Annotated in this window: 16 protein-coding genes, 1 tRNA gene and 1 pseudogene; 15 read left to right on the top strand and 3 right to left on the bottom strand. The window is 66.1% G+C overall.

Features of this window, described 5'->3' with window-relative positions:
* Positions 1 to 26 precede the first annotated feature (26 nt).
* From OSB52_RS08435 to OSB52_RS08390, 10 genes are all read left to right on the top strand, one after another.
* Complete coding sequence (locus OSB52_RS08435) at positions 27 to 530, top strand: RrF2 family transcriptional regulator (RefSeq protein ID WP_235722346.1); 504 nt, start codon at positions 27 to 29, stop codon at positions 528 to 530.
* Between the two features lie 45 nt (positions 531 to 575).
* Entirely contained in the window at positions 576 to 1,757 is a 1,182-nt protein-coding gene (locus tag OSB52_RS08430) for a globin domain-containing protein (protein ID WP_235722347.1), read from the top strand.
* Complete coding sequence (locus OSB52_RS08425) at positions 1,757 to 2,182, top strand: hypothetical protein (protein ID WP_235722348.1); 426 nt, start codon at positions 1,757 to 1,759, stop codon at positions 2,180 to 2,182. The genes OSB52_RS08430 and OSB52_RS08425 overlap by 1 nt, the downstream gene beginning before the upstream one ends.
* A 132-nt stretch (positions 2,183 to 2,314) precedes the next feature.
* Positions 2,315 to 3,988, top strand: coding sequence for an ABC transporter ATP-binding protein (locus OSB52_RS08420; RefSeq protein WP_235722349.1), 1,674 nt, complete (start codon positions 2,315 to 2,317; stop codon positions 3,986 to 3,988).
* A 28-nt stretch (positions 3,989 to 4,016) separates the two neighbouring features.
* A complete protein-coding gene (locus OSB52_RS08415; protein ID WP_235722350.1) occupies positions 4,017 to 4,562 on the top strand; it encodes a PadR family transcriptional regulator in 546 nt (181 codons plus the stop codon).
* Positions 4,563 to 4,608: 46 nt separating this feature from the next.
* Complete coding sequence (locus tag OSB52_RS08410) at positions 4,609 to 6,672, top strand: NADPH-dependent 2,4-dienoyl-CoA reductase (protein WP_266061241.1); 2,064 nt, start codon at positions 4,609 to 4,611, stop codon at positions 6,670 to 6,672.
* Positions 6,673 to 6,880: 208 nt separating this feature from the next.
* Complete coding sequence (gene cmrA, locus OSB52_RS08405; RefSeq protein WP_266061239.1) at positions 6,881 to 7,690, top strand: mycolate reductase; 810 nt, start codon at positions 6,881 to 6,883, stop codon at positions 7,688 to 7,690.
* 73 nt (positions 7,691 to 7,763) lie between these two features.
* A complete protein-coding gene (locus tag OSB52_RS08400) occupies positions 7,764 to 9,425 on the top strand; it encodes a DUF222 domain-containing protein (protein WP_266061238.1) in 1,662 nt (553 codons plus the stop codon).
* 319 nt (positions 9,426 to 9,744) lie between these two features.
* Entirely contained in the window at positions 9,745 to 10,344 is a 600-nt protein-coding gene (orn, locus tag OSB52_RS08395) for an oligoribonuclease (RefSeq protein WP_235725133.1), read from the top strand.
* 104 nt (positions 10,345 to 10,448) lie between these two features.
* A tRNA-His gene (locus OSB52_RS08390) sits at positions 10,449 to 10,521 on the top strand.
* Between the two features lie 76 nt (positions 10,522 to 10,597).
* On the opposite strand, the pseudogene OSB52_RS08385 reads toward OSB52_RS08390, so the two are convergent.
* Positions 10,598 to 11,814 (bottom strand): annotated as a pseudogene (locus OSB52_RS08385) (MFS transporter).
* A gap of 296 nt (positions 11,815 to 12,110) precedes the next feature.
* Between OSB52_RS08385 and OSB52_RS08380 the strand changes: the two are divergent.
* From OSB52_RS08380 to OSB52_RS08360, 5 genes are all read left to right on the top strand, one after another.
* Positions 12,111 to 12,272, top strand: coding sequence for a hypothetical protein (locus tag OSB52_RS08380; protein ID WP_235725134.1), 162 nt, complete (start codon positions 12,111 to 12,113; stop codon positions 12,270 to 12,272).
* Between the two features lie 278 nt (positions 12,273 to 12,550).
* Positions 12,551 to 14,029 carry a flavin monoamine oxidase family protein gene (locus tag OSB52_RS08375; RefSeq protein WP_235725135.1) on the top strand — a complete coding sequence of 493 codons (1,479 nt, stop codon included), beginning with the start codon at positions 12,551 to 12,553 and terminating at the stop codon, positions 14,027 to 14,029.
* 33 nt (positions 14,030 to 14,062) lie between these two features.
* Positions 14,063 to 14,683 (top strand): TetR/AcrR family transcriptional regulator, encoded by a 621-nt coding sequence (locus OSB52_RS08370; protein WP_372475232.1) that lies wholly within the window; start codon positions 14,063 to 14,065, stop codon positions 14,681 to 14,683.
* Positions 14,684 to 14,744: 61 nt separating this feature from the next.
* Positions 14,745 to 16,802, top strand: a complete 2,058-nt coding sequence (locus tag OSB52_RS08365) for a neutral/alkaline non-lysosomal ceramidase N-terminal domain-containing protein (RefSeq protein ID WP_235725137.1) — start codon at positions 14,745 to 14,747, stop codon at positions 16,800 to 16,802.
* 101 nt (positions 16,803 to 16,903) lie between these two features.
* Complete coding sequence (locus OSB52_RS08360) at positions 16,904 to 17,512, top strand: DUF8020 domain-containing protein (RefSeq protein WP_235725138.1); 609 nt, start codon at positions 16,904 to 16,906, stop codon at positions 17,510 to 17,512.
* Positions 17,513 to 17,553: 41 nt separating this feature from the next.
* Here OSB52_RS08360 and OSB52_RS08355 read toward each other — a convergent pair whose 3' ends face one another.
* Positions 17,554 to 19,050 carry a DUF4185 domain-containing protein gene (locus tag OSB52_RS08355; RefSeq protein ID WP_372475234.1) on the bottom strand — a complete coding sequence of 499 codons (1,497 nt, stop codon included), beginning with the start codon at positions 19,048 to 19,050 and terminating at the stop codon, positions 17,554 to 17,556.
* A gap of 78 nt (positions 19,051 to 19,128) precedes the next feature.
* Positions 19,129 to 20,271, bottom strand: coding sequence for an acyl-CoA dehydrogenase family protein (locus OSB52_RS08350; RefSeq protein WP_235725139.1), 1,143 nt, complete (start codon positions 20,269 to 20,271; stop codon positions 19,129 to 19,131).
* Positions 20,272 to 20,353: the final 82 nt, after the last annotated feature.

The raw sequence follows: 20,353 nt of genomic DNA, 5'->3' as shown, positions 1-20,353 counted from the left end.
TATTCCAATTATGGTCTACTCGATTCATGCAACTGACCCGGTTCACCGACATCGGCCTCCGGGTGGTGATGCGCCTCGCCGTCGCCGGTGAAAACGATTCGGACCCAACAGTCCTCACCACAAAGACCTTGGCCGCAGAACTCGCGGTGCCGTACACCCACGTGGCGAAGGTGGTGGGCCGACTGTCCGAGATGGGAGTCGTACACGCACGTCGGGGACGCAGCGGCGGCCTGGCGATCACCGACCTCGGGCGCGAGGCACGGGTGGGCTGGCTGGCGCAGAGCCTCGAGGGCACTGATGAGGTGGTCGATTGCGAAGCGCCCCAACCCTGCCCGCTGCGTCGGGCATGTCGGCTGCGGGGTGCGCTGGCCCGGGCGCGCACGGCGTTCTTCACCAGCCTCGACGAACAAACCGTGGCCGACCTCGTCGGCGAACCGACCGCCGCCGTACTGCTGTCGCTGACACCACGAGTCCCCGACGACACGACCAGCACTACGCACCCCAGAGCTGACAAGAGCACTACCCCCTGACGATCGAGATCTGAGCACCATCGCCACCGAGGAACAGGAGTCCCCATGTTGTCCGACACCCAACGGCGCACCCTCGCCGCTAGTCTGCCGTCGGTGCAATCCGCGCTCGGCGAGATCACCACCCGGTTCTACCAAGGACTGTTCACGGCACATCCGGAGTTGCGCGACAACCTGTTCAACCGAACGCATCAGCAGACCGGTGAACAATCCCAGGCGCTGGCCGGAGCGGTGGCCGCCTTCGCCGGACTGCAACTCGAGCCCGACATCCGGCGCCAACGTCTCATCCTCGACCGGATCGCGCACAAGCATGCGTCACTGGGCGTGACGCGCGACCAGTACGCCGTCGTACACGAGCATCTGTTCGCAGCGATCGTGGCGGTGTTGGGCGACTCGGTGACCGCCGAGGTCGCCGACGCGTGGGATCAGTTGTATTGGGACATGGCCGACCTGCTCATCGCGACCGAGAACGACCTGTACGACCACGCCGGCGTGGCGCCCGGTCAGGTGTGGCGCGAGGTCCGCGTCGTCGAACGTACCCAGGAGTCACCGGACACGATCGCGCTGAAGCTGATCGGCGCCGACGATCGACCACTGCCGGGATTCACTCCCGGACAGTACATCTCGGTACAGGTGCGTCTTCCCGACGGTGCGCAACAGATCCGCCAGTACAGCCTGACCGGGGCGCCGACCGCACCCGGATGGCGGATCAGCGTGAAACTGGCCGGCGAGGTCTCGGAATATCTGCACACTGAGGTGTTCGAGGGTGATTCGCTCCGGGTGAGCGCCCCGTTCGGAGATCTCGTCCTGCCCGACGACGACGCGCCGATGGTCCTCGCCTCCGCCGGAATCGGCTGCACCCCCGTCATCGGCCTGCTCGAAGCGATGGCCAACGCGCGGGACCCGCGATCGGTGACGGTTCTGCATGCGGATCGCTCACGCGACCGCCAACCTCACCGTGGCCGGCTCGCCGCCCTGGTCGACGCGCTGCCCGATGCCCGACTGGTCCAGTGGTACGAGAACGCGTCGCCCCACGTCATCTCCGCATCGGTACGACGCGGCCAGATGTCTCTACATGACCTGCAGCTGGATCGATCAGCACACGTGATGCTTTGCGGCCCAGGCGGATTTCTGTCAACGATGCGCGCGGAGTTCCTCTCCCGTGGAATCGACGAAGACCGCGTGCACTACGAGGCCTTCGGCCCCGAACTACTGCGATCGAAGTCCTGATGACCGCCACGGACGCCCTCGTCGGCGCGTGCACATTCCTCTGGTTGGGCATGGTGCTGGCAATCTCGTTCCTGGAGGCACCACTCAAGTTCCGTGCACCCGGGGTCACCCTGCCGATCGGGCTGGGGATCGGCCGTCTGGTGTTCCGCGCGCTCAACGCCGTGGAGTTGCTGTGGGCCGTCGCCATCGTCGTCGCCGTGGTCGCCGGTGATCCCCCGGCTGCGGCGGTACCTGTCGCAGCCGGTGTCGCAGTCGGGGCGCTCGCCGTCCAACTCGTTGGCGTGCGCCCGCGATTGACCCGGCGCTCGGATGCCGTCCTGGCCGGCCGCACCGGACCCCGGAGCCACGCACACCTCGTCTATGTAGCCCTTGAGGTGATCAAGGTGGTGGCGCTCATCTGGCTCGGTGTGGCGGCGCTGACCTGAGCCCCAGAGGTCGCCACGTGGCGCTGACAGCGTTCTCCCAGTTCCGCGGAAGCTGGCCCGAAGGATGGCCGCCTAGGTTCTTCTCGGGTCGGCGTTGCCGCCGGCCGCAACTCACGGGAGGGCCGCATCCAGATGACCGCGCGCGACGCATTCCACCGCTTCTCGTTCGCGCTTGCCTCCGAGGGTTCTCGCTTCGCCCTGGCCGCCACGCTCCTGCTGATCGCCACTGGGTGTGAGATCGTCGGCATCTTCGTGCTGTCCGACGTGATCGACGGTGCACTCACCGCGACCAGTCTGACGCAGTTCGGCGCGCTGGCCGTCCTCTGGTTACTGGTGACTGCCGTGGCCACCGCGGCCGACTATTACGGCCAGGTGGCTGCGATCGGGATCTCCGAGCGCGTGGTGTTACGCCTGCGCGACAACCTGTTCGCCCACATCCAACGCCTCAATCCCGTCGTCCACCGCCGGTTCGGTGTCGGGGACCTCGTCACGCGGCACACCGGGGATCTGGAGGCCGTCGAGTATCTGGTGGGTTCCGGACTGATGCAGTTCGTCATCGCCGCGGTGAACACCGCCGGCCTGGTCGTCGCCGCATTCATCATGAGTTGGCAGGTCGCGTTGGTGGCGCTGGCCGCGGTGCCCGTCCTGTGGGCACTGTCGGCGCTCTACTCGCGTCGCCAGACGCTGGTCACCCGCGACGAACGCATCGCCAATGCCGACATCGCGCTGGCCGTCTCGACCGCGATCACCGGCCACGAGACCGCCGTCGCCTACAACCAACAGGACCGCGAGCATGCCCGTCTGCACCGTCACGGTGTCACCTGGCTCGGCACCCGCTTGACCCAGACCCGGATCGAGGCCGGATTCGGTGCGGTGATGGGCTTCGGACAGGTGGTGGTGACGCTGGCCATCGCCGTCGCCGGGGTGTGGCAGGTCCGCCAAGGTGCGCTCAGCGTGGGAGCGCTACTGGCCTTGACCGGCTACCTCGGCATGCTCTATCCCAAGATGCAGGAACTCGCCGAGGTCCGGCTCGCGCTCGCGTCGGCGACGGTGAGCGCCGAACGCATCTGCGAACTGCTCGATCTGGAACCGACCGACGCAGACCAGCCCGACGCGGTCGCCCATCGGGGAGCCGATCACCGGATCTCCATGCGCGCGGTGACTCTGCGGCGTGCGGGCGTGACGGTCCTCGATCGGGTGTCGCTGGATCTGAACCCCGGAGCCATCACCGCGCTGGTCGGGGCCAGTGGCGCCGGGAAATCCACCCTCGCGTCGCTGCTCTGCCGGTTCGAGCGACCCGATGAGGGCACCATCACCCTGGGAGACCGGTCGCTGTCGGAGCTCACCGGCCGCTCGATTCGCGAACACATCACCCTGCTCCCCCAGCAACCCGTAATCAAGACCGGCACGGTCGCCGACAACATCGCCTACGGATGCCCGGACGCCGACCGCGCATCGATCATCGCCGCCGCGATCGCGGCCGACGCCGACTCGTTCATCAGCGCCTTGCCCGCCGGGTACGACTCCCCACTCGCCGAGGACGGATTGACCCTCTCCGGCGGACAACGTCAACGCATCGCGATGGCGCGCGCCTTCCTGCGCAACACACCGATCCTCATCCTCGACGAACCGACATCCGGCCTCGATGATGCAACGACCCAACGCATCCTCGAGCCGCTGCAGCGGTTGGCTGCCGGTCGGTCCACCCTCCTCATCACCCACGACGGCCGCGTCACCGAGATCGCCGACGAGGTGCTGGAACTGCACGAAGGCAGAATTCGGCCACATATGAACTTTGTTGCATAGTGCGTAGGTGCAGTGCTAGGTTCACATCGTGGCGCTCGAGCATGCGATCCTGGTGTCGCTGGCCGAACGGCCCGGAACGGGCTACGAGATCGGCCAGCAGTTCGACCGATCCATCGGCTACTTCTGGTCGGCTACCCATCAGCAGATCTACCGCACCCTGAAGAAGCTGCACGCTGACGGCCTGGTGAGTTTCGAATCGATTCCCCAGGACGGTCGACCCGACAAGAAGGTCTACACCGTCTCCGACGCGGGCCGGAAAGTGCTGGCGGAGTGGGCGATGAGTCCGACGCCGCTGCAGCCGCTGCGCAACGACCTCGGAGTCAAGTTGCGCGCCGCCGAATTCGGCGATCTGGCCACCATCATCGGCGAGCTCAAGGCGCATCGCGACGAACATCTCGCCCAACTGACCCTTTTCAACGGCTTCGAGGCGGCGTACTACCCCGCTCCCGACACCCTGACCGGCCGCAAACTCCATCAGTACCTGGTGCTGCGCGGCGGAATTCGATCCGAGCAGGGCTTCGTCGACTGGTGCGACGAGGTCATCGACGCCCTCGAACGCGAACTGTCCACCTGACCCACGATCACCTCCCCGCAACGACCCCGACACGAGAGGCAACGCCATGTCAGCCCACACGGCCGAGCGAAATCAACAGTTCCCCAACCTGTTCGAACCATTGCAGATCGGCGGGATGACCATCCCGAACCGCCTCATCATGGGTTCGATGCACACCGGTCTCGAGGATCGGGTGTGGGACATCGACAAACTCGCCGCGTATTTCGCCGAGCGCGCCAAGGGCGGTGCTGGGCTCATCATCACCGGCGGATTCGCCACCAGCCGTACCGGTGTGCTGTCCATCGCGGGCGGCAAGATGACCAACGTCCTGGAGGTCAAGCGACATCAGCGGGTCACCAAGGCCGTGCACGACGAGGGCGGCAAGATCGCAATGCAGCTCATCCACGCCGGTCGCTACGGCTACAACCCGTTCAAGGTCGCCGCCGGCTCCGAGCCGTCACCGATCCATCCGTTCAAACACCTCAAGATGAACGAGCCGATCATCCGGCACGTCATCCGCAGCTTCGGACGGTCGGCGAAGCTGGCCCGGCAGGCCGGCTACGACGCGGTCGAGATCATGGGCGGCGAAGGTTACCTGATCAATCAGTTCCTCTGCCCGCACACCAACGATCGAACCGACAAGTGGGGTGGCTCAACGGAGAACCGGCAGCGGTTCCTCGTCGAGGTCATCAAGGAGATGCGCCGCCAGGTGCCGCGTGATTTCCCGATCATCCTGCGCCAGTCCATCGCCGACCTCATCCGCAACGGCCAGACGTGGGACGAAATCGCGCTCATGGCCCGTAAGGCCGAGGAGCACGGGGTGGATGCCATCAACACCGACATCGGCTGGCACGAGGCGCAAGTGCCCACCATCGTCACCTCGGTGCCCCGCGGCGCATTCGTGAAATTCACCGAGCGTCTGCGCGACCAGGTGTCGATCCCGCTGATCGCCGCCAACCGCATCAACACCGCCGAACTCGCCGAGGAGATCCTCGAACGTGGGCGCGTCGACGCCGTACAGATGGCCCGCCCGTTCCTCGCCGATCCCGAGATCGCCAACAAGGCCCGTGAGGGTCGGGCCGACGAGATCAACACCTGCATCGGCTGCAACCAGGCCTGCCTCGACCACGCCTTCGTCGGCAAGCACGTCTCCTGCCTGGTCAATCCGCAGGCGGGCCGCGAGACGACGCTGCTACTCGGACCGACGCGCCGCGCCAAGCGGGTCGCGGTCATCGGCGCCGGACCGGCCGGGTTGTCGGCCGCGGTCGCATCGGCCAAACGCGGCCACAAAGTGGACCTTTACGAGGGTGGCTCCAGCATCGGTGGGCAGTTCTCCATCGCCTCCCGCATCCCAGGCAAGGAAGAGTTCAGTGAGACGATTCGCTATTACACCCGTCAACTGGAGATCAACGGTGTGAACGTGGTGCTGAACAAGCGCGTCACCGCCGACGAGATCATCGAGGGCGGATACGACGACGTCATCGTGGCAACCGGTGTCACCCCGCGCATTCCGAGCATCCCGGGCGTGGACCACCCGATGGTGATGTCGTATGCCGACGCCGTCCTCGGCCGTCGCGAGATCGGCAAGCGTGTCGCGGTGATCGGTGCCGGCGGCATCGGCTTCGACGTCAGCGAGTTCCTCGTCACAGACGAATCCCCATCGTTGAACCTCAAGGAATGGGAGCAGGAATGGGGCGTCACCGAGGACGGCGACAAGCCCGGGTTCGTCACCAAACCCCGTCCGCTGCCGGCGATCCGTCAGGTCTACCTGGTGCAGCGCAAGCCCGGTAAGCAGGGTAAGACACTGGGCAAGACCAGCGGCTGGGTGCACCGCGCGACGGTGAAGATGAAGGGCGTGGAACAGATCTCGGGCGCCACCTACGACAAGATCGACGACCAGGGGCTGCACCTGAGCTTCCACGACGACGAGGGCAAGGTCACCGAGACCCGCATCCTCGAAGTCGACAACGTGGTCGTGTGTGCCGGTCAGGAATCGGTGCGCGAACTCGTGGACCCGTTGACCGTCGCCGGGGTGACCACGCACGTCATCGGTGGCGCCGACCTGGCCGCCGAGCTCGACGCCAAGCGGGCCATCCGGCAGGGCACCGAGGTGGCCGCCGGCATCGCCTGACCAAGGCGGAGGGGGTCTCGATGTCGGCGAGCGCAGCGGGTGTATCCCCGCCGATCCAGTAACCGCGCGAGCGCAGCGGGTGTGGCCCCCGCCGATCGAGTAACCGCGCGAGCGCAGCGGGTGTGTCCCCCGCCGATCGAGTAACCGCGCGAGCGCAGCGAGCCGGTGTATCGAGATCCCCCCGACCGCCCGACTAGGATCTTCAGACATGGGTGTCCCGTCGCCGACCGAGTCCGCCCGCGCCGTTGTCACCGGCGCCTCATCCGGCATCGGGATGGCACTGGCGCGGGCACTGGCCTCGCGCGGGCATTCGCTCGTCTTGGTCGCTCGTCGCGGTGACATCCTCGAGGGCCTCGCCGCCGAGCTCCGTGACAGCCACGACATCGCGGTCGAAGTGCGCCCGGTCGACCTCTCGGATTCACCTGCGGTCGAGGTGCTCTGTGCCGAACTCGCCGGACGCGAGATCTCCATCCTGTGCAACAACGCCGGGATCGCCACCTTCGGACCGGTCAGTGACCTCAACCCGGAGTACGAACGCGCGCAGGTCCGGCTGAACGTCAACGCCGTCCACGATCTGACCTTGGCCGTACTCCCGCACATGGTGCACCGTGGTTCCGGCGGAATCCTCATGGTGGGCTCGGCCGCGGGGAACATGCCGATCCCCAACAACGCCACGTATGCGGCCACGAAGGCGTTCGTGAACACCTTCAGCGAGTCGCTGCGCGGCGAGGTGTCCGCTCAAGGCGTCCACGTCACCCTGCTCGCGCCGGGGCCGGTGCGCACAGCGACGCCGGCACCCGAAAACCAGTCCATCGTGGACAAGATGGTCCCCGACTTCCTGTGGCACTCCAGCGACAAGGTCGCCGAGATGAGCCTGGATGCGCTGGAACACAACAAGATGCGGGTGGTTCCGGGCACCCTGTCGAAAGCGATGTCGGTCGCCGGTGGATACAGCCCACGCGCAGTGGTCGCGCCGATCGTCGGCACGTTCTATCGGAAACTCGGCGACGACGGCTGAGTCATCCACGGTCTGTTGTGGGGTTTGACCTGCGTCGACGAAAGTTGTCGGTGGGTGCGGTTAGTTTGGTGTCATGAATTCGAGCGCGCCGGCGTTGGCCCAGATGGCCGATGATGAGCGGCATTGCGCTACCGAGTTGGTCGAGGTGCTTCATCATTGCAACGCGGTGCGCGCGGCCGCCGATTATCGGATGTTGCAGGCGGTCAGCCTGATTCATGATGAACGTGAACAGGACCATCTGGTGCGGTTGGCTGCGGCGTTGGGTGAGCAGTCGACGTCGCTGGCCACTTTGGAACGTTTGGCCAGGCGTGCGGCGGCCGGGGAGGATCCCCGCGCCCAGTACGGGCCGACCGGGTTGGAGATGGCGGTCGCCGAGGTCGGTGCGGCGTTGACGGTGCCACCGGCGCGGGCGCGGGAGTTGATCGAGGCCGGCAGCGTGTTACGTCATCAGTTGCCGTTCACCGGCGCCACCCTTGTCGCCGGCCGTATCGACCTACCGCGGTTTCTGGTGGTGGTACGGCGCACCGTGTTGGTCGATCCCGCGAAGTTCGCCGTGTTGGATACCGAGATCGCTGCGGCCATCGAGTCGCGCGAGCCGATGTCGATGACCCGGTTCACCACGATGATCGACAAGATCATCGCGAAGATCGATCCGGCCGCGGTGCGGCGTCGCCGTGAGCAGGTCGACACCGACCGCAACATCAGTGTGCGCCCCGACCGACACACCCCGGGCCAATCGCGTATCGGGGGTGTGTTGCCCGCCGAGCAGGCCGCGGCCATCGATGCCCGACTCCAAGCGATGGCCGCGGCGGTGCATCCCGACGATCCACGCACCGCCGCTCAACGCCGCGCCGATGCGTTGGTCGCTTTGGCCGATGGTGCCGCCCGTCTGGACTGCCGGTGCGAAGTCTGCACCACCACCGCCGGCGCCGACGATGACAGCGCCGCCGGCGAGGGGCTCGGTGCGTCCGACGAGACACCCGACAGTGACGCGATCGCAGTCGAGGACGAGGCGACGGCACCCGACCCCGCGGCGGCCGGTGAACCCGAGGTCCGCGACGGGCAGGGCGACACTTCGGGCGCACCGGTCGACGCTGACGCCGCCACGACGGATTGTGCGCCGCGTCCGACGTTTCACATCGTGGTCAATCTGAGCACCCTGCTGGGTCACGATGATGATCCGGCCTTCCTCGACGGCCACGGAGTCATCGATGCCGACACCGCCCGCGCATTGTTGGCCGAGGCCAAACGCTGCTACGTCACACCCGACACCACCAACCTCGCACAGGTCGACCGTTACGCGCCGTCGAAGAAACTTGCCGACCTCATCCGGGCCGGCGAGCTGTGTTGCAGCTTTCCCGGCTGCAACAACCGCGCCTATCACGCCGATGTCGACCATTCGGTCCCACACGCCGAGGGTGGCGCCACCGATGCACGAAACCTTAAGCCGCTGTGCCGTTTTCACCACCGCATCAAAACCTTCGCCACCGGGTGGCGCGACTACCAAGACCCACTGGGCACGGTGTTCTTCCAATCACCGACCGGCCACACCTACCTGGGCAACGCGTTCACCGGCCGCGACCTGTTCACCTCGCTCACCCGCAGCACCCGACCACCCGATGACCCCGCCCGACAACGCATCGACACCCTCCGCGGCCAACGCGCGAAATCGGTAGAGCGCGCCGACACCCGCGCCATGGAACGCTGGAACACACAGAACCCACCACCGTACTGAGTGGTGCAGGGATCTCGATACGCCCTCGGCTAGCGCCCCGGGCCACTCGATCAGCAGCGGTCAACCCAGCGCCGGCACATCGGCCCACTCGATCAGCAGCCGGTCAACCCTCCGCCGACACATCGGCCCACTCGATCAGCAGCCGGTCAACCCTGCGCCGGCACATCGGCCCACTCGATCAGCAGCCGGTCAACCCTGCGCTGGCACGCCGGGCCACTCGATCAGCAGTCCCGTGGACCCCTCCGCCGGAACATCGGGCCGGAATCGTCGGCACCGGTGACGCGATACCGTACGCGCGACGGCGGCTAAGGTTGACCGCGTGCAGGACAAACTGGTGTGGATCGACTGCGAGATGACAGGTCTGCGGGTCGAGTCCGACAAATTGATCGAAATCGCCGCGCTGGTTACCGACAGCGAACTCAATGTGCTCGGCGACGGCGTGGACATCGTGATCCACGCATCCGACGAGGACCTCGCGGCGATGCCGGATGTGGTCACCAAGATGCATGCGGCCTCCGGCCTCACCGAGGAGGTGCGGGCGTCGACCACCACCCTCGCCGAGGCCGAGAAGCAGGTACTCGATTACATCCGCACCCAGGTGTCCACCGCGGGCGCGGTCCCGCTGGCCGGTAACTCCATCGCCACCGACCGGGGATTCATCGCCCGCGACATGCCCGAACTCGACGCTTACCTCCACTACCGGATGGTCGACGTGAGCTCGATCAAGGAGCTGTGCCGTCGCTGGTATCCCAAGATCTACTTCGGCCAGCCGGAGAAGGGCCTGGCCCATCGCGCACTCGCCGACATCCGTGAGTCGATCCGCGAACTGAAGTACTACCGTGCCGCCGCGTTCGTGGCGGCTCCCGGACCGGAGGCCGACGAGCTCGCGACGATCGTGAAAGACCTCGGACCTGCGTGAACACGCGCGATGCGGGACCGATTGGAGTTCGGCCACCTCGACCCGCTAGAGTAAGTCCCTGGCTCTGGGGCCCGGTGAGAAATCCTGGGTGACGGACGCCGATGGTGGATGTAGTTCAGTTGGTAGAGCACCAGGTTGTGATCCTGGCTGTCGCGGGTTCGAGTCCCGTCATCCACCCCGACATGATGGCCCCCGGGTCCGCATCGAGCGGACCGGGGGCCATCGTCGTCAGTGGACCAGGAGTTGTCGCGGCTCAGACTCCGGCCTGCGCCATCCGCGTGCTCGGACGGATGTAGTTGTACCAGGTCACCCCCAGCAGCGCGATGAAGAAGAAGACGTAAAACCACAGCGCGGGTTCGATGTTGCCGAATGCGCTCTTGGACCACGCGTAGGCCAGCGGCACGATGAAACCGCCGAACGCACCGACCGACGAGATGATGCCCAGGGCACCGGCCGCCTGGCGCCGCATGTTCGTCATGATCTCGGGCGTCCCTCCGGCATCCTCACCCTTGACGCGGAAGATCTTGGAGATCATCCGGTAGGTGGAGCCGTTGCCGATGCCGGTCGCGACGAACAGCAGCATGAAAGCGGCGAAGAACACCGGCAGGTTCTCGGCCTTGACCGACCACAGAGCGATGGCCGCACCCACTGCCAGTGCGACGAAGCTGAACGCGGTGATTCGCGCGCCGCCGATCACGTCGGAGAGCTTGCCACCCAGCGGCCGGGCGATCGATCCGATGCCGGCCCCCAGGAACGCCCAGGTGAGCGCGATGTCGCCACGGTCGAACACCGCCTTCAGCAGGCTCGGGAAGGCCGCAGAGTAGCCGATGAACGACCCGAACGTACCGATGTAGAGCAGTGACATCACCCACGTCTCCTGGTGGCGCAGCGAGTCCCACACCGGCTTCACATCTGCTTTCGCCCCCGACAGGTTGTTCATAAACAAGAACGCGAGCACTGCGGCGCCCACGGCCAGTGGCGCATAGAACAAGCCGGCATAGGACAGGGTGACCCCGCCGCCGATGACCACGATGGTCGGGATGATCTTCTGCGCAACCGCCACACCGATGTTTCCGCCGGCTGCGTTCAGTCCGAGGGCCCAGCCCTTCTCCTTCTCCGGGTAGAAGAAGGAGATGTTGGCCATCGAGGAGGCAAAGTTGCCGCCGCCGAAACCTGCAGTCGCCGCGATCACCAGCAGCAGAGCGAACGGGATGTCAGGATTGGACCGGATGCGGCCGCGGTGCCATCGGAGTTGGCGGTCATCTGCACCACCACGATGCTCCACAGCAACCACACCGAGAATCCGATGTGCTCGGCGAAGATCGAGAAGCAGAGGTTCTTGAAGGCGACCTTCTTGCCGATCCTGTTCCAGAACGTCGGATCGTCGGGCTGCCAGTGGCGGATCCAATGACCTTGCTGATCGAGCAATACCTCGTCGGAGGTGCGCGAAGATTCCAGGGTTGAAGTCATCTCAAGGTACTTTCGTCGGTGGGAAGTGGCGACAGTGAACTGGGCGACGCTGCCCGAGAAGTACGCGATGAAGGTATGAACGGTTCGTTACCAGGTATGCATCCGGTTACACGACCATCAAGGTGCCCGCACACCCCCGCGCACCGCGTGTGAGGTGCCGCCCCTCACCTCGACGTGACATCAGAACTGTTGTGATGCAACATTTTTCGACGACTCCCCACCCCTCAACGCACCCCTGGGCAACCCGCCGCTGCACCGGCACGAAACGTTCACGTTCATGCCGTACCATCGCCGCCATGCTCGAGGACCTGAACAAGGCAGCGAAGAAGGCCGGACTGCACGTCGCACACGCCAAGAAGGACGGACTGTACTCCATCCGAAAGACCAAAAACGCCAAGCTGATCGCCAAGAACGTCGACGCGGATCAGGCTGCATCGATTATTGCCGACCACGCCTGACACACCCGGACCTCATCCGGACGCTCTCCGAGATCCACCCTCCCGACCCGGCTGTCGCGTCACCACGACGCCCGCCGCGGACCCGAGAGGGTGGATCTTTCGTTGCCCTGCCTCCAACAGGGCGCATGCGCTGGCGATCGGGTACCAGCCAGAAGGTGCGACGAGCGCCACACCGACCTGTTACCATGCCGTTACTTCAGGTCAAATGACCTAAACATTGCGTCGATAGCGTTGCTCGCACACCCAGGACCAGCGGGTCCACGGCACGGAAGGTCGCCATGAGCCAGGACATCTCACGTCGGCGTTTGCTCGGTACAACACTGGCCGCGGCGGGGGCCGCAGTAGGTGCGTCCGCGTTGGGCGGGATCGGCCGTGCACGCGCCCTACCCGGCGACACCGTCGACGCCATCGTCGTCGGCGGTGGGCTCTCCGGGTTGGCCGCCGCCAAGTCCCTCGTCGCCGCGGGCGCCTCGGTGGTGGTACTCGAGGCTCGGGAGCGGGCCGGCGGCCGCGTCCACAACATCTCCTCACCGAAACTCGGGGCCACCCTGGATGCCGGGGCCGAGTTCATCGGACCGACGCAAAATCACATCGCCGCCCTTGCCCGCGAGTACGACGTGCGCACCATCCCCACCTACAACCAGGGCGACAGCATCTTCTGGAACAGCGGTCAGAGTTCACGCATGCCGGCCGCTTTGCCGCTGCCGCTGCAAGCCGAGACGCTGCAGGCGGGGGCTGGTCTCGCCAGGGCCCAGGCCGACGCGTTGGCCGGTTTCCCGGTCGGCGAGCCGTGGAAGCATCCCAATGCGCGCTACCTCGACTCGTTGACCTGGGAGCAGTACAGCCACCAGATCGCGACGACATCGACCGCCCGGGCGCTGATGCAGGTGGCCATGTCTGCGCCGCTGTCGGTCCGCCCGGACGAGGTCTCGGCTCTGTACTTCCTGAACTACATCGCCGCGTCCGGCGACGAGAACAACCCCGGCACCCTCATCCGCTTGTTGAGCACCGACGACGGCGCCCAGGAGAGCCTCTTCGAAGGGGGCGCCGCACTCATCCCACTGCGGATGGCGCGGGCCCTCGGCGACCGGATGGTCTACAACGCCCCGGTACGGTCCATCGACTTCACCAGCGAGATCGCGACGGTGACCAGCACCGCCGGAACCTTCCGCGCACGCAAGGTGATAGTCGCGATGTCGCCGGCCATCAGCGATCAGATCAGGTACTCTCCCGGACTCCCGGCCGCCCGGATCGGCATCACCAGGGGCTATCACATGGGCGCGGTCAGCAAGTTCGCGGCGCTGTACCGCCGTCCTTTCTGGCGCGACAAGGGCCTGTCCGGCCAGGTATACGGCAACGGTCGACCCATCGATGTCACCTTCGAAAGCTACGCCGAGGATCGACACATCCTGATGGGGTTCATCTCCGCGGACGCCATGCGACGGCTGGACCGGGCACCGGAATCCCAGATCGTCCGCGAGTGCATCGGCAACTTCGTCGACTACTTCGGCCCCGAAGCACGCGATTTCATCGATCACGGCATCTACAAATGGGACCTCGACCCGTGGGCCCAAGGTGGCCCGGTGGCGGTCTCATCGCCGGGAACCCTGACCACCTACGGTCCCGCGCTGCGCGCGCCGGTCGGTCCGGTCCACTGGGCGGGTACCGAGACAGCCGACTACTGGACCGGCTACATGGATGGCGCTGTCCGTTCGGGCAAGCGCGCAGCACAAGAAGTACTCGGCTCGCTGAACTAACCGATCCTCCATCCGGTACAGCAAGGACACATGATGGCTCGAATGCCCGTAGAGAAACGACGAGACCTGTTGCTCGACGCTGCGTTTCGGGTCATCGCACGTAGCGGCGTCGACGGCGCAACCACCCGAGCCATCAGCAGCGAGGCCCAGGTGACACTGTCGACCTTCCACTACGTCTTCGAGTCGCGCGACGATCTCCTCGCCGCACTGGTCGCACGTGGCACCGACAACGAGATCTCGGTGATCGCCGAGGCGTTGTCGGCGGCCGCCGAGGATCTCGTCGACGGATACGACGGCATCCGGCTCATGTTGCGGGAGAGTCTGTTCGGCTACATCGATGGTGTGGTGGCCGACCCCGACCGCGAACAGGCGATGATCTCGCTCAACCAGTACGCGCGCCAGACCAGCGATCTCGCCTGGCTCGGCGCCGACATGTACCGCCGGTACTACGCGGCCATCGCCGAGGGCCTGGCCCGGGCGGCGGCGCAGGCGCACGTCGAGTGGGACAGACCCGTCGTCGACCTCGCTCCCCTGGTGGTGGCGGCCACCGACGGGATCACGCTGGCCTACCTCAACACCCGGGACAGATCGATCTGCGATCGGATCGCCGAGGCGACCGTCACCTTGATGCTCGGACACGTCGTCCGGAGGTGACCGCGGCGTCATCGACCGCGACAGCGTCGTCGCACCACATCACAACCACACAGGGGGCGACATGGAAGTGACCAGGAGATCACTGCTCTTGGGAGCAGCAGCGACCACCGTCGGGGGCGGCGTCGCACTCGTTGCCGGACAATCGACAGCGAGTGCGACGCCGAGCGGTCAGGCGCCGGCAGGGGGCAACGGTGCCGACGGCTATCTGATCGGCCGGGGTATCGCCGACATGACCGGCGCAATCGCGGGCCAGGGCATGATGGGCTATTCCGACGCCGATCAGGTTGCCGCCGGCCTCCTGCAACGATGCTGGGCGCGCGCCTACATCATCGTCGATCGGGCGACCGGGGAACGCGTCGTGTTTGTCACCAGCGACATCGCCTGCCTGTTCCAGTCGCACCACATGGGTGTGATGCCATTGCTGCACAAGCGTTTCGGCGATCTCTACACCGAGCGCAATGTGAACCTCAACGCCACCCACACGCACGCGTCGTGTGGTGGCACCGCGTGGGATTTCGCGTATTCGCTGGCCGCGTACGGCTTCAAGAAGAACTCCTATGACGCAGAGGTCAACGGTATCGTCACCGCCATCGCCCGCGCCCACGACGACCTCGCGCCCGGAACGATTTCGCTGGGCCGCGGCGAACTGCACGACGCGAGCCGCAACCGTTCTCGGGTTGCCTTCGACCTCAATCCCACTGCCGAGCGCCGGCAGTTTCCCGGCGCGATCGACCCGGCTGTCACCGTGCTACGCCTGAGCCGGGGCGGCACCGACGTCGGCGCCATCACCTGGTTCTCGACGCACGGTACCTCGCTGACCGACCGCAACCGGCTCATCGCCGGAGACAACAAGGGTTACGCGAGCTACCGCTGGGAGAGCACATCGCCGGGATTCGTCGCAGCATTTCCGCAGACCAACAGCGGCGACATGACGCCGAATCTCAACCTGATCAAGATGCATCCGAGCGGGCCGACCGACGACAACAAACGCAACTGCGAGATCGTCGGCGAGCGCCAGTATCTCGCCGGCCGCAGCGCATTCGACTCGGCCCGGCCGATGACCCGTGGCGGTGTCGACTCGATCGTGCGCTACGTCGACATGTCCGCGATCCGGATCGACGGCATGTACACCCCGGAGGGTAAACCGGCCGCGACGACGCCGGCCATGATGGGCGCGGCCGGCGCGGCCACCAGCACGGAGGACAACTGGCGTTCCCAACTCGGGTTTCTTCAGGAGGGCGCCACGAACCCGGTGGTCGCGGCCTTCGGCGGCGACAAGCATCCGCCAGTGTCCCCGTGGATGCGCGACATGCAGGCGCCCAAGCTGATCGCCTTTCCACTCGGCCTGCTCCCGCCCGCCCCGTGGATCCCGCACGTGGTTCCACTGCAGCTGCTGCGCATCGGCGAACTCGTGTTGGTCGCCATTCCGGCCGAGGTGACCATCGTCGCCGGATTGCGGCTGCGCACCGTTGTCGCCGATGCGCTCCGGGTCAGCGTGGACAACGTCCTCATCCAGGGCTATTCGAATGCCTACACGCAATACGTGACGACGCCCGAGGAGTACGACTCCCAGCAGTACGAAGGTGGTGAGACACAGTACGGTCGCTGGACGTTGTCGGCCTATCAGCAGGAATTCCACTCTCTCGCCGCCGCCATGGCGTCGGGCACCCCGCCCGGCCGAGGGCCGGCTCCGCTGGACAAGTCCGGTTTCCAACCCGATCTGCTACCACCACCACCTCCCGACCAGCCCATGGCCGGGCACGCCTACGGCGACGTCCTGGCTGCGCCGGAGCCCCGCTACCGCACGGGTAAAGTGGCCGCCGTCGAGTTCGTCGGCGCGCACCCCAACAACGACTTCCACACCGAGGGCACCTATCTGGAGGTGCAGCGCAGAACCGCAACGGGTTGGGCCACCGTCGCCGACGACAACGACTGGGAGACCACACTGCGCTGGCGGCGGCCGGCCGGCCAGAATGACGCATCGATCGTCCGGATCGAGTGGACGATCCCGGCACGGACCGTCGGCCGCTTCCGCATTCGTTATCGCGGTGACGCTCGCGGCGCCGACGGCAGCACGCGCCCGATCCACGGCGTCTCCCCCGGCTTCGTCGTCGGCTGATCGGCCGCCACCACCCAACGCGATAGGGTCAACAGGATTCACCGGCACGCACCGGGATTCACCTTGCACCGCACGACACTCACGAACAGGAACGCCACCGCATGAAGATCATGAGACTCGTCGTCCTGACGCTTGCCGGCGTGGTCACAACTTTGCTCACCGTGGCCACCGCTACCGCACACGGCGCGCCGACATCGCTCGCAGCGAGCCATCACACATTCGCGTCCACCGACGGCGCGTCGATCACCTCGGTGCTGACCAACGCCACCTTTGGTCAGCACGACACCAATGGGCTGACAGTGCTCGACCGGCACGGCAACACCATCGACCGAATCGCTCTGTCGATCCCACTCAACGGGGTCGACGTCCCACTGCGCACAACGGTCAGCGCAGATCGGACCACCGCAACCCTGGCGCCGCAGATCACCCCGGAGATCCGCGCCGCGATCGCGGCAGGCATGCATCCGGCATCGGCCAAGAAGGATCGCGCCTACCAGAAGATGATCTGGCACATCAACAACGGGTGGAATCGCGGCGGCGGCGTGGCCACCGCAGTCGGCGCGATCGTCGGACTCATAGTGGGATGTCTGGTGCTGGTCGGCTGCATCTGGGGCGCCGGCGTGGGCGCGGCCATAGGAGCTGTCGTCGGGATCAACAACGGGGACCCGCAGGCCGGACAGGCAATCCTGACCTGGATCAATACGCCGTAATCCCGGTCCCCCGGGAGCATCTCAGGTCCCGCGGAGGCGTGTCACCGCAACGTGGCGCGCATCAGCGAGACGTTGTATTGCGTCCAGGTCGACATGGTGAAGTACAGGTCGCGACCAGTCGACCACGGGTGCAGGAACCCACCGTAGAGCTGGGCATAGCGGGCCGAGTGCACCAGTTCGGCGGGCTCCGACCACAGTCCCTGCGGTGAACGCGCCGTACGCAGCACAATGGCTCCGCGGAATGCGTCGAGGTAGCTCAGTTGCCACCGCTGCGAGGCGGTGTCGTAGCGCGCCGACACCTCTCCGGCGGCGCCGGCGAACAGCGGCGACGCCACGTCCCCGTCCCGGGTCGGCACCCATCGGCCGTCGCGCCAGTATTGGTAGGCCGTCTTGTTGAGCACGTCGTCGGCGCGCACGCGGGCCAGGCCCACCGTGCCGATGCGCGACGTGGGCGTGCCGAACATGTAGACGTAACCGGCGTGCGGAACCATTGACGAGACCTGGAATCTGCTGGTGCCCAACAGATTGTCCCAGCGTGCGTACGGATCCTTGGTCCAGGTGGAGCCATCGTCGTCGGAATAGGCCAACCCGCCGTGATTGGTCAGCCACACACCGGGGATCGGTCCCCACGTGCGAACCGACATGTAGCTCATGTACTGCCGGTCGCCGAGGGCGAAACCCGACGTCGGGATGGTGGTGATCTCGTAGCGGTTGACGTGACGGGCGCGCAGCACCTGCGCCGCATGACAGCGACTGTCCTGCACCATGGTGTCGATCGACATCCCGTCATCGAGCCGGCGGTCGGAACTGAAGCCGAGCACGTTGCTGCGCCAGTCACCACCGTTGGCCCCCGGCGGAGTGAACCCCCGACCGAAGGTGTCGCCGAAGGCGATCGCGATCCGACCCGGCTCGGACTCCCACATGATGCCCAAGTCGGTGCCGTTGACCTGCCACCGCTTGTCGGTGCGGCTGGTCGAACCCTTACCGGTGAGCGTCGACACGAAGTCGACCTCGGCGACCCGAGGTGCGCTCGGCTTGGCACTCACCGGCGCCGACGCCGTGCCCGGATGCACCACCGGCGGCCGCGGCGGGAGCGGCGCCGGGTCCGGGTTGGGGACCGGCACCGGGATGTCCTGGGGAGCGGGATCGAGGGTGATCTTGGGGAACTCGATGGACAACGCCGGCCCGACGTCGTGCGGCCCGGGCGGGTCGGTGATGTCCGGACACGGGTCGGTGCACGGGTCCTGCGGGGGCAACTCAGACGGTATGCGGGTAGGCGGTTCCGCCGCCGATTCGGGCTCCGGCACCGGCACGATGCGCGGATACGGCAGAGGGATGCCGATCCGGTCCGGGATCAGCTCACGTGGATCGAATGGCGCCGGCGACGGCTTCGGCGGTAGATCTGCCGCGCAGCCCGAGCTGGGTAACCACGGCGGTGTCGGTGATCCGTCGGCGACGGCCGGCGTCGTGCCGAGCATCGCCGCGGCCAGACCCACGCAGACGCCCAGCACACCCACCGAGCGCGCGCACCGCATCATCAGTCCCTCCTCGACCCCAGGTCAGGAGAGAATGTAACACCCGTCACGTCTGATCGGGTGGCACGCGCACCGATGACCTCACAGGGACCGGGCGATGATCTCCTTCATGATCTCGTTGGTGCCCGCATAGATCTTCTGTACCCGGTTGTCGGCCCACATGCGCGCGATGGGATATTCGTTCATGTAGCCGTAGCCGCCGAAGAGCTGCAGGCATTCGTCGGCGACCACCATGGCCCGATCACTGGTCCACCACTTGGCCATCGCCACCGTGGGGATGTCGAGACGTCCGTCGAGGTGCTTGACGATGCAATCATCGACGAACACTCGCGCGATACGCGTCTCGGTGGCCGCCTCGGCGAGTTTGAACTTCGTGTTCTGGAAGCCGAAGATCGGGCGTCCGAATGCGGTGCGGTCCTTGGTGTACTCCAGGGTCTGCGCCACGGCCGCTTCCATCCCGGCGACCGAGGCCACCGCGATGATCAACCGTTCCTGCGGAAGCTGCTGCATCAGCTGGATGAAGCCCTGCCCCTCCTCGGCGCCCAGCAGATTCGAGGTCGGTACGCGGACACCGTCGAAGAACAGCTCGGAGGTGTCCTGCCCGCGCTGGCCGACCTTGTCGAGGACGCGACCGCGTCGGAACCCCTCGCGTTCGGCTTCGACCAGAATCAACGAGATGCCCTTGGCACCCTCGCCGACGTCGGTCTTCGCGACGACGATGATCAGGTCGGCCTGGCCACCGTTGGTGATGAAGGTCTTCGATCCGTCGATGACGTACTCGTCACCTTGCCGGCTCGCCTTGGTCTTGACATTCTGCAGATCCGAACCGGTACCGGGTTCGGTCATCGCGATCGCGCCGACCACCTCGCCGCTGGCCATCTTCGGCAACCAGGTCTGCTTCTGCTCCTCGGACCCGTAGGCGAGCAGGTAGTGCGCGACGATGCCGTTGTGCAGGCTCGCACCCCACGACGAATCAGCGATCCGCGCCTGCTCCTCGATCAGCACCGCTTCATGGGCGAAGGTTCCGCCACCGCCGCCGTATTCCTCCGGGATCGACATGCACAGCAGGCCGAGCTCCCCCGCCTTGTTCCACAACTCACGGTCCACGTGGTGCTGGTCGATGAACCGCTCGATGTTGGGCTTGATCTCCTTCTCGCAGAAGCTGCGGGACAGATCGCGCAGAGCGGCGAGTTCGTCGGTTTCCCAGGCAGAGCGGTCGGTCATCAGGCATCCTTCACGATCGGCGAGATTGTCATCGCCGATCGTAACAGTGATCGATGGCATAGTTGGCGCGCGGCCGGAGCCC

The organism is Gordonia aquimaris (assembly GCF_026262595.1).
Lineage (GTDB): Bacteria > Actinomycetota > Actinomycetes > Mycobacteriales > Mycobacteriaceae > Gordonia > Gordonia tangerina.
Note: the sequence above shows the minus strand (reverse complement) of the source record. Positions and strands in the feature narration are given on the sequence as shown.